The sequence below is a fragment of the Lawsonibacter sp. genome, assembly GCF_022777125.1.
Classification (GTDB): domain Bacteria; phylum Bacillota; class Clostridia; order Oscillospirales; family Oscillospiraceae; genus Lawsonibacter_A; species Lawsonibacter_A hominis.
Genome location: NZ_JALFGV010000011.1, coordinates 1 through 13,183 on the forward strand (window position 1 = coordinate 1; position 13,183 = coordinate 13,183).

A 13,183-nucleotide genomic window follows, 5' to 3' on the forward strand; every position below is an offset into this window, starting at 1 on the left:
CACCATCTCCTCCGCGTTCACGTCCGCCTTTTATGGTACGAAGCATTTTCCCGTCAATTTTTCGATTATGAACTTCAATCTGATGGGCGCTTCCTTTATGGCCACCGCCGCCAGCGTCCTGCTGGGCAGCACCGGCGGCTATGTGGCCCCCTTCCTCCTGCTTCTGGTGCTGGCCCTGGCGGCGCTGTTGCTGAACCTGAGCGTCCGCCGTCCCTGATGCAAATCAAAACGTGCCCGGCTCTCCTTTTTACCCGCAGAACAGCGCCCTCCGGCCTTGAGCCGGAGGGCGCTGTCGCGTCTTAATTTCGTTTTCCGCCCCGGTTTTTTACTGCGTTGACGAGGGCGTCTCCGTTCTGGAAGAAGCCCAGCATAAAGCGCAGCACCGAATAGGATAGGCCCAGAAAAACCAGCAGGATCAGCAGGGTCTGTATATTCAGCGGGGACAACCCAAAGCTGCTGCCAAACCCCAGTACCGCCACGGCGGAAGAGCCCGCCATGGCGCCCCATACCACCCGGCGCTTCCAGTCGAAGGGCTTGCACACCTGGTAGAGCACCAGAAGGCCGATAAACAGCAGCAGGATGGCCGCCATGGTAGACAGCTCTTCGGTGGTGAACGCGAATGCCCAGTAGAAAAGCTCCAGGCCCAGGATCACCAGCAGGTCGGTGAGCCCGCCGGGCAGCGCCGCCCGAAACACATTTCCCAAGAACCGTCCCTTCACCAGGCTGTGGTTGGGCTCCAGCGCCAGGAAGAAGGAGGGCACGCCGATGGTCAGGGCGCTCATAAGGGAGAGCTGAAGCGGGGTGACCGGATAGGGGAAGGAGGCAAACAGGGAGATGATGGACAGGCAGAACGAGAAAATATTCTTCACCAGGAACAGGGCGGCCGCCCGCTGGATATTGTTGATGACCCGCCGCCCCTCGGCCACGACCTTCGGCATGGCTGAGAAGTCGGAGTTGAGCAGCACCAGCTGGGCCGCGTGACAGGCGGCCTCCGCGCCGGAGGCCAGGGCGATGCCGCAGTCGGCATCCTTGAGGGCCAGCACGTCGTTGACGCCGTCGCCGGTCATGGCCACGGTGTGGCCTGCCTTCTGGAGGGCGCGTACCAGCTTGCGCTTCTGCCCCGGGGTCACCCGGCCGAAGACGGTGTACTTCACCGCCGCCCGCTCCAGGTCGCCGTCGCTTTTCAGGGCAGCCGCGTCCACGTAGTGCTCCGCTCCCGGGATTCCCGCCTGACGGGCCACCTCGGAGACCGTGATCGGGTTATCCCCCGAGATGACCTTCACATGGACGCCCTGTTCGGCAAAATACTGAAACGTCTTGGGCGCGGCGGCGCGCACCCGGTTGGACAGCAGCACCAGGGCCATAGGGCTCACCCGCTGGGGAGACAGGCCCCGCTGCTCGGGCACGCCATCGTATTCCGCCACCAGCAGCACCCGGTAGCCCTTGGCGGACCAGGGCTCCACCTGCTCCTTCACCTCAGCGTAGCGCGCGCCCAGCACGAACTCCGGCGCGCCCACCAGGTAGGCGCCGTGTCCCGGGAAGACCGCCCCGCTCCACTTGGTGGCGGAGGTAAAGGGAATTGTATGGGAGGCATGCCATACGGACACGCCGTGAAACTTGTTCCGCATGGCTTTGGCGGTGTCGTTGTCCGCATCCACCGCCCGATAGAAGGCATTGAGCACCTCAGTGACCGCCTCGCCGGACCAGCGCTCCTCGTTCAGCAGCACCGTCTCCCCCACCTCCATATGGGGTTCGGTGATGGTACCGGTCTTATCCACGCACAGAACGTCCACCCGGGCCAGCGTCTCGATGCAGCTCATATCCTGGGCGAGCACCTTACCCCGGGCCAGACGTACGACGCTCACCGCCAGGGCCACGCTGGTCAGCAGGTACAACCCCTCCGGGATCATGCCGATGAGGGCGGCCACCGTGGACACCACGGCCTGCTTCGCCCCCAGCTCCAGGAAATAATACTCCTTGATGAACAGGGCCACCCCCAGTGGGACCAGCACGATGCCGATGAAGCGGATGAGCTTGTCCAGAGAGGCCATCATCTCGCTTTTGCCGGCGGTAACATTCTTTTTGGCCTCCAGGGTGAGCCGTGCCGCATACGAGTCCGCCCCCACCTGGTCCAGCCGCGCCCGGCATTTCCCCGAGACGATGAAAGAGCCGGACAGCAGCCCCTCCCCGGGCTTTTTGGTAATGGCGTCGGCCTCGCCGGTGATCAGGGCCTCGTTCACCTGCACCTGTCCGGCCAGGACGGTGGCGTCGGCGGGGATCTGGTCCCCGGCGGAAAACTCCGCCACGTCGTCCCGCACCAGCTGGGCGGCGGGGATGGACAGCAGGTTCCCCTCCCGCACCACCTTGGCCCGGGGCGCGGAGAGCAGGTTGAGCTTGTCGATGGTCTGCTTGCTGCGCAGCTGCTGGATGATGCCGATGCCGGTATTGGCCGCGGCGATCAGCAGAAACAGCATATCGTCAAAGGAGCCCACCGCGATCAGCAGGGCCGCCAGAACGATGAAGATGAAGTTAAAGAAGGTGCACACATTCTCCCGGACGATCTGCCCCACGCTCTTGGTGGGGGATTCCACCGCGGTATTGGCCCAGCCCGCCCGGTGGCGCAGCTGCACCTGCTCCATGGTCAGGCCCTGGGTGGGGTCCGGTGTGACCCGTGGCACCTCCTGCCGGGGCCGTGGCTGTTCGGGCACAGTGGGCTTGCGCTCGTTTTTTTTCATGCTCACGCCTCTTGCTTCCTCAGATTTCCGTACGCCCCCATTCGCATGCGTTCGGAGCAATGCCGGTTGATTCAGCAGACATTATTATACTGTCCCGCCCCGCCCCGGACAAGGCTCTTTCGGGAAATTTAACGCTTTCGACATAATTTCTTTGTATTGGAACTGCTTAAAACGAGTCTACCCGCCCCCCGCGGCTACTATACTGTGGATAAGGAGGCGGTGCCGATGGAATTGGGACAGGACAAACAGCAGACCATCACCCGGCTGGCGATCTGCGTGGTCATTGCGGTCATGCTTTACGCGGCGCTGGACAAATTGGGCGGCGGCATTCCAAAGCTGGCCCCCTACAAGCCCTGGCTTGAGCAGAACAAGGTGCAGGCCATCGCTATCGCTGCGGCGGTGCTGTTCGGCGCCTCTCTGGCGGCGTTCCCCCTGGAGGAGCCTGCTGCCCCGCCCCCCGCAGCCAGCGAGGCGGACCCCTGCGCAGGGTTTGAAAGGGCCTGTGATTTGCCGTAAGGCAAATCACAGGCCCTCAGCATGCCGCCCGTCTGACCTTATAAAAAAACTTGAATTTGGATATTTCAATCATGCCATATTTGCCGTATGATGGCAATGCCAAATAGGACCGGCCGGTTCTGGCGATCTGCATGGAAAGGGGTCCAACTTTTATGGAAAAGACAGCGGAACACCATACGGCCGCGGCGGCACGTCAGACCCGGATGCTGGTGATGACGGCGCTGTTCGCGGCGCTGGGCTATGTGGCCACCCGGGTACTTCAGGTTCCTTCTCCCTCCGGGGGCTATCTGAATCTGGGCGACGCAGTCGTGCTGTTGGGCGCTTATCTGCTGGGGCCGGTGTACGGCGCCGCCGCCGGGGGGCTGGGGCCCGCTCTGGCGGACCTTTTGTCCGGCTATGCCGCCTGGGTTCCGGGGACCTTGTGTATCAAGGCCCTGATGGGGCTGACGGCCGCCCTGCTGTACCGGGGTCTTGGGAAACGCTCCTGGGCGCTGCCGGTGTGCGGTCTGGCTGCGGAGGCCATCATGGTGGCGGGCTATTGGCTGTACGACGCGCTTTTAGCCTCGCTGGGCGGACAGGCCTTTGCCGTGAGCCTGATCGGTTCGGCTGCCGGCATTCCCAGCAACCTGGTGCAGGCGGCGTTCGGCGCGGTGGTATCCACCCTGCTGGCCATGGTGCTGCGGAGGAGCGGCTATGTGCGCAAAGAATTCCCCCATCTTTAGCTCCTGCGCGCCGGCGGATCGGGACAGGGAGCGGCGCCCCCGGCCGGATGTTTTCCGGCCGGGGGCGCCGCGGCTTTTCAGCGGAATTTGGGCAGCAGCGCCGCGCCGATCAACCCCGCGTCGTTGCCCAGCTGGGCCCGTACCAGCCGGGTGCGGTGGACTTGGTTGCGGGCGTAATCCTCCCGGTTGAGAATGTACCGTACCGGGGCCATCAGGGTCTCCCCCTGGGCGGAGGGTCCTCCGCCGATGCAGAATACCTCCGGCTGAAAGATATTGACCAGGCTGGCCACGCCGCAGCCCAGGTAGCTGACATACTCGTCGATGACCTGCCCGGCGGCGGCGTCCCCCAGGGCGGCGGCGTCAAAGGGCGTGCGGCCGTTGACCCCTTCGCTCCCCCCCGCCAGCTCCCACAGCTTGGAATCCCGGTGCGCCTGCATCGCCTCCCGGGTGCGCTTGATCAGGGCGGTGGCGGAGCAATAGGCTTCCAAACATCCGCGCCGCCCGCAGGTGCAGGGACGTCCGTTGTACTCAATGACGAAGTGCCCCACCTCCAGCCCGGCGTAGTTGAAGCCGGTGTAGAGCTTCCCATCCAGCACCGCGCCGCCGCCCACGCCGGTCCCCAAAGTGATGGCCACCATGGAGGAGCTGCCCTTGCCCGCCCCGGCGGCGTATTCCCCCAGGGCGGCGGCGTTTGCGTCGTTTTCCAGGTGAATTTCTTTGTTCAGCCGCGCTCCCAGCAGCGCCGCCAGAGGCACGTCCCGGAAATCCAGATTGGACCAGTATTTCACTACCCCCTCAGCGGGCTGGATGGTGCCGGGAGAGCCCACGCCCACCGTGGCGATCTCCTCCCAGCCGACCCCCGCGTCCACCGCCGCCGCGTGGGCCGCGGCGGCTATGGCGTCGGCCACCGGCTCCACCCCCCGGGGCGTGGGCAGGCTGGCCCGGCCCAGGATCGTCCCCGCGTCATCCACCACGGCGGCGGCCACATTGGTGCCGCCCAGATCAATGCCCAGATAGTTCATACGCCCGACCTCCTTCTTTTTCTGTCCCTCAGCATTATAAAACAAAGCGCCGGCCCTCACAAGAGGGCCGGCATTTTTTCCTAAGATCCCCGCTCTACCAGCTGGTCACCGTGCCCCGAACCCTCTTGGGCTTCTTGGGGGTGACGATGACCGGCTGTTCCGCCTGCGCCGGACGGCTGGTGCGAAAGTGGACCCAGAGGGTCACCCCCGCGCTGATGAGCAGGAAGGAATAGAAACTGATCCCCCGGGAGAGCAGCACCGCCGGGGTGACCAGCGCAGAGCCGAAGAACAGGGTCATGGCCTTTACAAAGCCTCCCTCAGAGGCGCCCACCGCACCCGGAAGCGGCAGAGAGGAGACCGCCAGCGTCACCAGCGCCTGGGTGCAGATGATATCTGCGGCGCTGTAGCCGGACAGTCCAAAGGCGCGATACACCACAAAAGGCACCGAAAACAGCGCGGTAAGCTGCACCGCGGTCACACCGGCCAGGATGGGGATCAGGCCGGGATTGGCCTTAACGCAGTCGGCGCCCCGGCGGTACTCCTGCATCTGATGCTCCAGCTTTTCCTCCGCAGCGGGACGATTCCGGACCAGGTGCAGGCGCTCCAGCAGGTTCAGCACCCAACCGGTGAGCGCTCTTGCCGCGCCCGGCAGGAACATGAGGCACAGCATCCCCCCCGTGAGCGCCAGGTTGACCGCCCCGCCGAACAGGAGCAGCAGCGCCAGCCCTCCGCCCAGATTGGCCAGCAGATCGAAGCGGACGAGCACCACGCCCAGAGCGTAGAGAAGCACCACCACCTGATAGCATACGGCGATGAGCATCATATTCAGCGTCCCGTGGGCGGCGGGGATCCCGTCCCTGGACATATAGTAGATCTGGGCGGGCTGCCCGCCGGTGGAGGAAGGGGTGATGGAGCTGAAATAGAATCCGGTGAAGGAGTAGCCCAGACACCGGCGGTAAGGAGCGCGATGGCCCAGCCGGCTCAGGATCAGCCGGGAACAAAGGGCCTCGCAGCCTATAAAGAGCAGCATTAAGCCAAGACCGGCCAGCACATAAAGCGGCTTCACCTGTCCCAGCACCGCCGCCAGCCGCGCGACAGGCTGTTCCCGCAGCAGGAGGAAACCGGTCGCGCCCATGAGCGCCAGCAGCAGGGCGGCGCCCAGCCAGGTTCTTTTCCGATTCATATCAGGCGCACACCTCCTTCCGCTGCGCGGCCAGGGCCGACAGGATGTGACCCAGGCTCTGTTCCTCCAGCTGTCCCTTCATGTCCCGCATATTGCGGGCCATGGACTCCAGCGCTTCGTCGTCGTAGATCAGCGCGCGGATGGCCGCCAGGCACGCCTCCGGCTCCTTGGCCGCTACCCGGCCCAATCCCCGCTTCACCAGGAAGCGGGCGTTGTTCTTTTCCTGCTGCAAAAAAGGCTCCCAGGCCAGGATGGGAAGCTCGGAAAAGATGGTCTCGAACAGGGTAATGCCGCCCGGCTTGGTAAGCGCCAGGTCGGCGCGCGCCATATAGTCGTAGACCCGGTCGGTATAGCCCAGCACCTCGATGTTTTGATATTTGCCCGCCAGGCGCTCGTAAAGCTTGCGGTTGTTTCCGGTGATGAGGGTGGTCTTCACGCCGGGCAGGGCGTTGAGCTGTTCGTAGAACTTGTCCCGCCGGGGCAGCAGCCCCAGGCCGCCGCCCATAATGAGCAGATGCCGCTCCCGCCCGGCCCTGCGCTGGACCGGGCGTTTGAATTCCGAGCGCACCGGGATACCGGTGACGCAGATGATGGAGCGCTCCACACCCTTGGCCGCCAGCCGCTCCCGGATGTCGTTGGACCCCACCAGATAGCAGTCCGTGCCGCTGGTGATCCACTCGGAGTGGGAAGACAGGTCGGTGACGCAGGTCACCAGGGGCAGGGTACTGCCGTTTTCCTTTTTGTAGCGGGATACCAGCTGGGCGCACATGGGATGGGTGGCCACCACCGCATCCGGTCTCCGCTGCGTCAGCAGTTCCTCCAGCGCATCCAGAAAGACGGGCTCGAACGCGGGCCGGAATTCCATATGCGCGTTTTCGGTGAGTTTGTAGTACATATTAAACAGCCCGCTGCCTCGGGTGACCAGCAGGTTGAAACACTGATAGACGGTCTTGGACACGTTGGGCATGGCATAGGCCACCAGGTCCTCCACGTCCACCTCCGCCTGCGGGAAGGCCCGCAGCAGCTGCTGCCGGAGGGACAGGGAGGCCGAATAATGGCCCATGCCGAACTTTCCGGTCAGTATGAGGATTTTCAAAGCGTTTCCCTCCTTTTACAAGGTATAGTATAAAGGAGGTTTCTTTAGAAAACAGTGGGGCAAATCTTAAAATGACATTAAGAAAAAGAAACGTTTTTTTCACTCTGCCCCGGAACCTCCTCGGGCGGCTGCTCCGGCGGCGCGCAGCAGACCGCCGCCCGCCAGCCGTCTCCTCCGTAGGCGCGAAACCGCAGTCCGTCCAGCGTCCCCCCCTGTCCCGGCGCCAGCAGCGGCACGGCGATCGCCCGGGCCGGGCCGGAAAGCCCCGCGCCGGTGCATTTCACCCGCGCTTCCTTCAGGGTCCAGAGGGTATAAAAGCGCTCCCAGCCTCCGCCCTGCCGGACAAACCAGGCGTATTCCTCCGGGGAGAGCACGTGCCGGGGCAGCCCCGTCCTCCGGGGCCGGATGCGCTCCACATCCACCCCCACCGCCGCCGCGCCCGCGCCGCACAGGATCAGTCCGCCGCTGTGGCTGACGTTGAAGCGCAGCTCCGGCCGGGCCGGAAAAAAGGGCTTGCCCCCGCCGTCCCGCGCCAGTGCGGGCAGGCGCTCCAGACCGTATTCCGTTCGCAGCAGCTCTTCCAGCAGCGCATAGGCGTCCCCAGTCCCCAGCCGCAGCACCATGTTCCCCGCCTCCCTTTTTTCTAAGGCATTACCGCATCATTCAACGCGTGCGGATCGGCGCGAAAATTTGTGCCGCAAAAAGGCGCAAAACCGCAGGAATACTTTTTGTGTTGCAAGGTTTTGCAACGCATTTGTGGGGCAAATCGGCCGCCAAAATGTGCGTGGGGAATTGTGCGGTGATGCCCTAATTATAGCACAAAAGGAGCCGGGCGTCTCGGCTGGTTCAGGCCGGAGATAACAGATCGTTCTCGCCGGTGCCGGACAGCCGTTGGCAGCTGTGCCGCTCACAGCGGACGCATGCCCTTTTCGGTTCTTACGGCGCCTCAAACGTCCCCAGGAACAGCGGCACGCCCCGCTCCAGATCCACAATTCCGTAGACGAAGGGCCGGTCCAGGATCAGCACCGCAGCCTCTTCTGCCGGCATACTCATCGCCTCCATGACCGCCGCCGTTACGGCAGCGGCCTCCGTCCCCTTCTCGTTGACCTGGATGCGGGTCTTCTGCATCACGCTGCCGATATAGATAGGGCCGTCGGCCGTCCCCATAGCGGAAAAATCAGCGGCATCCGGATCAAACGCCGCCCCCAGCCCCAGCGTGGAGAGCGCGTCGTTCAGCATCCCGCCCCACTCCGCTTCAAATTTGGGCAGGCGCAGGGAAAGGCGCGTCTGCTCCGCCGCCGCGAGCAGGGCGGGCACCGTGCCGCCATCCCAGCCGGACAGATATTCCGTCAGGTCCGTCCCCTCCTTCGGCAGCACCGCCAGAAAGCCCAGCCGCCCGTCGTCATAGGGCAGCACCACGCCGCTCTCCCGCTCCGTTTGGAGGTACCGCTCCTGCCGCACGCCGTTGCCCAGAAATTCGGTCTGCCGCGTTCCTGCGGCGGAGCGGAAGGGGAGCGCGGTGGTTTTGGCCGGATCAAAGGGCGCGGCCCAGGCATTTTTCAGATAAAGGGCGTTGACCAGCAAAAGCACCGCCTGCGCGTCCAGAGGCTGGTCCAGCACGCCGTCGATCAGGCCCATGGTCTGCTCCTTCACCCAGGCGTTGACCTGTTTCACCGTCTCCATGGCGGTCAGGTCGGCCTGATAAAGTCCGGCCCCATACGTGTCGGCGCAGCGGCGGAGAAAGCCGTCGTCCGCCGTCCAGCCCGTACCGATCCACAGTCCGTTTGCGATGTTGCACCGGGTCGTTCCCTCCAGGCCCCGGTAATCCTCCATCAGGGCGGCGCAGCTGGCGTTGAGCTCCTCCAGGCTCACGCCGCCCCCCAGCACTTCCAAAAAGGCCTCCAGCGTCTCCCCGGCGGCCCCGTTGGCGGTCATGGACAGGCACAAAAGGGCGGACAGGGGCGAGACGAGGGTGTTTTCCCCCTCCTGCCGCACCTGCGCCAGCAGCGCCGCGCCGAAGGCGCCCAGGGCATAGTCTGCCTCCGCCGAAGGGGCGGGGCGCACCGGAGCGGTACCGGCCCCCGCCGGGGCGGGCGTCAGGGCACGCCCGCCCCCGGCGGCGGCGCAGCCGCCCAGCAGGAGCAGCGCCAGACCCAGGGATAAGAATCGGATCCGCTTCATTCGTTTCTCTCCTTTCCGTCAGCCCGTCTCAAAGGTACCCAGGAACAGGGGCACGCCCCGCTCCAGATCCACGATGCCGTAGACGAAGGGCCGGTCAAAGACCAGCTCCTCCGGGGGCGCCGCGCCTGCGCCGCTCATGCCGATGAAGGTGAAGGAAAAGGCCCGGGTGCCCTGTTCATCCACTTCGATCCCGGCCCCGTGCTCTACAGCGCTGATATACAGGGGATTGCCGTACACATCCCGCCCCATGGGGGCAAAGTCCGCCGCGTCCGGGTCAAAGGCGTCGGTCAGGCCCATCGCCTGGAGGGCCCCGACCAGGGAGCCGCTCCACATCATCTCGAATTTGGGCAGGCACAGCGTAAAATACTCCGTCCCGGCCCCGGTGATCAATCCGGCCAGGGCCGCGCCGTCCAGGGTATCCAGGTACTCCCCCAGCGGCGTGCCCTGGCTGGGCATCAGGGCCAGAAACGCCAGCCGGCCGTCCCGGTAGGGCAGCAGCACGCCCTGTTCCGCGTCGGTACCGATATACCGGTCCTCCCGTCCGCCGCTGCTCATCAGATCCACCGTGGCCTCCCCGCCGCCCTCCGGATAGAAGGGGCGAGCCTCCCAGGTGTCGTCCGGGTCAAATTCCTCCGCCCATTTGCCTTCAAAGTAAACGGCGTTGGCCAGGGCCAGGACGGTGGCGGGGTCGATCTCCTTCAGCGCGTTTTGAATGTGTCCGCCGGTATTCCGCTCGATCCAGGCGTTGATCTGCTTCCGGGTGCCGGGGTTGGAAAAGTCGGCGGCGAAGGCACCGGCCTGATAGGTGCCGGTGCAGCGGCTCAGAAAAGCGTCCTCCACCTGCGCCCCCTCGTCCAGCCAGAGGCCGTCGGCAATGGAAAGCGTGGTCCCCCCTTCCAGCGCGGCGTACTCCGAGAGCAGCGAGGCGCAGTTGGCGTTGAGCGTTTCCAGGCTCCCGTCCCCGGCCAGTACCGCTTCGAACTGCGCCAACGTCCCGCCCGCCGCGCCGTTGGCGGCCATGGACAGGCACAGCGCCGCGCTCAGGGGCGAGACGAAGGTGTTCTCGCCCGCCGTGCGGGTCTGCCGCAGCAGCTCCAGCCCAAAGTCGCCCAGGGCCGTATCCAGCGCCGCGTCGCGGCGGGCCGGAACCTCCGGGGCCGCCCGGCCGGGCTGGAGCGCCGTGACGCCCGCCGAGCAGGCGCTCAACAGCAGGGCTATCGTCAGTGCAAGAGACAACAGCGTTCGTTTCATTGGCTTCCCTCCCAATCGGATTTGCTTTTTAGACGCTCTTTGGGGTAAAATGTTCCTGCGTCTTAAATACTTCTTAATCCTTTTCCCCCCTTGGGCTTAAATCTGCCGTGCTAAGATAGCGGCAATGAGGTGATCTTTTTGTACACTGTGCTCATCTGCGACGACGATAAGGACATCGTATCCGCTCTGGACATCTACCTGACCAGCGAGGGGTATCGCACGCTCAAGGCCTATGACGGGCTGGAGTGTCTGAAGCTGGTGGAGGAACACGAGGTGCACCTCATTCTCCTGGACGTGATGATGCCGGGTCTGGACGGCATCCGCACCACCGCCAAGCTGCGGGAAAAGCGGAATATCCCCATCATCCTGCTCACCGCGAAAAGTGAGGATTCCGACAAGGTGCTGGGCCTGAATATCGGCGCGGACGACTATGTGACCAAACCCTTCAATCCCATCGAGGTCATCGCCCGGGTCAAAAGCCAGCTGCGCCGGTACACCACCCTGGGCGGCCAGCAGCATGCCGGGGGACCGGCGGTGCTCACCAACGGAGGCATCCGTCTGGACGACGCCGCCAAGGCGGTGACGGTGGACGGTGAGACGGTGAGCCTCACGCCCATTGAGTACAACATCCTGCTGCTGCTCATGCAGAATCCGGGACGGGTATACTCCACCGGACAGATCTACGAACTGGTATGGAACGACCCCGCCCTGGGCTCGGAGAACACGGTAGCCGTGCATATCCGCCACCTGCGGGAGAAGCTCGAGATCGACCCGGCAAATCCCCGCTATCTCAAGGTGGTGTGGGGCCTGGGCTATAAGATGGAGAAGCTGTGACGCTTTTCCCCCATATCCGCCCCTTGACAAGGAGACGTGATCTCATGAAAAAACAGCTGCGCACCCATCCCGCCCTCAAAGCCTTAGCCGTGATCCTGGCCCTTGTGCTGGGGGCAGGCGGCTTCTGGGCCAGCCTGTTCACCCTGAGCCAGTGGGACGATATTTGGACCGGAACGGGGTATTACGAGAGCAGCAATTGCTACTCCAACTTGTATAACCGCCTCGCCCAGGTACGGGAGCTGGCCTGGCTGATGCAGAACCGCACCTGGGACGGCTCCCTGTCCTATCTGGACCAGCAGCGGCTGGAGGCTCTGCAGGAGGCGCTCTCCCCGGAACAGACCAATTTCCGTTTCCGTCTGGTGGACAACGCCACCGGCGAGCCGGTGTACGGCAATCTGCCCGGCGGCCAGACGATGGAGGGGGCCGTCTACCGGGTCCTGTCCGATTCCCTGGAACTGCAGCGCTACAACGGCGGGCATGAGGACGACTACCAAACCTGGGATCAGGAGATGGACTATTATCAGCTGCATATCATCCAGAGCGACGGGAGCACGCTGCTCTTCCTTCCGGAGGAGGAATCCGTGGCCAACCAATACGGCTGGCTTTTCAACGGAAGCAGCTGGGATTACTATGAGGAACTGGACCGCCGGGTCCTCTCCCGTGTGCTGGCGGTGGAATACGGCGTGACCAACCCCCAGACCGTGACGGATGAGTTTACCGAGGGCGCGCAGGACTACCTGGAGTACGCCCAATACCTGCCCGGCGTGGCCCTTCTGTCCTTGGCGCTGGATGTGCTGACCGTCCTGCTGGTGGTGTTCCTCTGCCTAGGCGCCGGCCGGCGGCGGGACCGGGAGGGCGTACTTCTCAACCACTTTGACCGCATCCCGCTGGACCTGCTGATCTTTCTGGAGTTCTGGGCCCTGGCGGCCCTGCTTGCGCTCGGGGATTCCATGGCCTGGGCCCTGAATTCCGGTGCGCTGAATTTGGAAACGGCGGTGGGGCTGGGCGTGCTCTCCCTGGGCATCAGCGGATGCCTGCTGGCCTTTCTGCTCACCCTGGCTACCCGCATCAAAACGCGCACCGTCTTCTCCAACACCCTGACCTGGCTGCTGTGCCGGGCCATCGGCCGGCTCTGCCGGGCGCTCGGCCGCTCCTGGCCGCTGACCTGGCGGGTGGTCGTGCTCTTCCTGCTCTATCTGCTGGGGAGCGTCCTGACTGCGCTGACGGTTTTCCTGATCCCCGTGTATCAGGGGCTGGCGCTCTACTTCCTTTGCCGCTGGACCATCCAGTGGCGGCGTGTGCGGGAGGGCGCGGCGCGCATCGTGGGGGGCGACCCCAGCTGCAAGATCGATACCGGCGGCAAGATGTATCCCGACCTGCGGGAGCATGCCGAACAGCTCAACGATCTGGGCGGCGCCATCCGCACCGCTGTGGACCGGCAGCTCAAAAGCGAGCGCTTTAAGGCGGAACTCATCACCAACGTCTCCCACGACCTCAAAACTCCGCTCACCTCCATCATCAACTATGTGGACCTTTTGAAAAAAGAGGAGATTCAGAATCCCAGGGCAGCCGAGTACATCGAGGTGCTGGACCGGAAGAGCCAGCGGCTGAAAAAGCTCACCGAGGACCTGGTGGAGGCCTCC

At 64.2% G+C, this 13,183-nt stretch carries 11 protein-coding genes and 1 pseudogene; 5 read left to right on the forward strand and 7 right to left on the reverse strand.

Features of this window, described 5'->3' with window-relative positions:
- A pseudogene (locus MR825_RS01125) lies at positions 1-217 on the forward strand (MFS transporter); the annotation flags it as partial.
- An 82-nt stretch (positions 218-299) separates the two neighbouring features.
- On the opposite strand, the gene MR825_RS01130 reads toward MR825_RS01125, so the two are convergent.
- Complete coding sequence (locus tag MR825_RS01130; RefSeq protein WP_287878205.1) at positions 300-2,735, reverse strand: cation-translocating P-type ATPase; 2,436 nt, start codon at positions 2,733-2,735, stop codon at positions 300-302.
- A gap of 225 nt (positions 2,736-2,960) precedes the next feature.
- On the opposite strand from MR825_RS01130, the gene MR825_RS01135 reads away from it, so the two are divergent.
- Together MR825_RS01135 and MR825_RS01140 are read left to right on the forward strand one after the other, a co-directional pair.
- Positions 2,961-3,251 (forward strand): hypothetical protein, encoded by a 291-nt coding sequence (locus tag MR825_RS01135; RefSeq protein WP_186908010.1) that lies wholly within the window; start codon positions 2,961-2,963, stop codon positions 3,249-3,251.
- 152 nt (positions 3,252-3,403) lie between these two features.
- Positions 3,404-3,973, forward strand: coding sequence for an ECF transporter S component (locus MR825_RS01140; protein ID WP_256175467.1), 570 nt, complete (start codon positions 3,404-3,406; stop codon positions 3,971-3,973).
- 77 nt (positions 3,974-4,050) lie between these two features.
- On the opposite strand, the gene MR825_RS01145 is transcribed toward MR825_RS01140, so the two are convergent.
- From MR825_RS01145 to MR825_RS01170, 6 genes are all read right to left on the reverse strand, one after another.
- The gene (locus MR825_RS01145) at positions 4,051-4,995 is read right to left on the reverse strand and encodes an ROK family protein (RefSeq protein WP_287878209.1); all 945 of its coding nucleotides are present in this window, start codon (positions 4,993-4,995) and stop codon (positions 4,051-4,053) included.
- A 94-nt stretch (positions 4,996-5,089) separates the two neighbouring features.
- The gene (locus MR825_RS01150; RefSeq protein ID WP_287878212.1) at positions 5,090-6,178 is read right to left on the reverse strand and encodes a lysylphosphatidylglycerol synthase transmembrane domain-containing protein; all 1,089 of its coding nucleotides are present in this window, start codon (positions 6,176-6,178) and stop codon (positions 5,090-5,092) included.
- A 1-nt stretch (position 6,179) separates the two neighbouring features.
- Positions 6,180-7,274 carry an MGDG synthase family glycosyltransferase gene (locus tag MR825_RS01155; protein WP_186908014.1) on the reverse strand — a complete coding sequence of 365 codons (1,095 nt, stop codon included), beginning with the start codon at positions 7,272-7,274 and terminating at the stop codon, positions 6,180-6,182.
- 77 nt (positions 7,275-7,351) lie between these two features.
- Positions 7,352-7,897, reverse strand: a complete 546-nt coding sequence (locus MR825_RS01160) for a 4'-phosphopantetheinyl transferase family protein (RefSeq protein WP_287878215.1) — start codon at positions 7,895-7,897, stop codon at positions 7,352-7,354.
- A 313-nt stretch (positions 7,898-8,210) separates the two neighbouring features.
- Positions 8,211-9,455, reverse strand: coding sequence for a serpin family protein (locus MR825_RS01165; RefSeq protein WP_287878218.1), 1,245 nt, complete (start codon positions 9,453-9,455; stop codon positions 8,211-8,213).
- Positions 9,456-9,473: 18 nt separating this feature from the next.
- Positions 9,474-10,706: a serpin family protein gene (locus MR825_RS01170; RefSeq protein WP_287878220.1), complete on the reverse strand. Its 1,233-nt coding sequence runs from the start codon at positions 10,704-10,706 to the stop codon at positions 9,474-9,476.
- A gap of 138 nt (positions 10,707-10,844) precedes the next feature.
- Between MR825_RS01170 and MR825_RS01175 the strand changes: the two genes are divergently transcribed.
- Both MR825_RS01175 and MR825_RS01180 read left to right on the forward strand, forming a co-directional pair.
- Complete coding sequence (locus tag MR825_RS01175) at positions 10,845-11,540, forward strand: response regulator transcription factor (RefSeq protein WP_287878222.1); 696 nt, start codon at positions 10,845-10,847, stop codon at positions 11,538-11,540.
- A gap of 44 nt (positions 11,541-11,584) precedes the next feature.
- Positions 11,585-13,183 (forward strand): ATP-binding protein (locus tag MR825_RS01180; protein ID WP_287878224.1); only part of this gene is annotated, 1,599 nt, incomplete at its 3' end.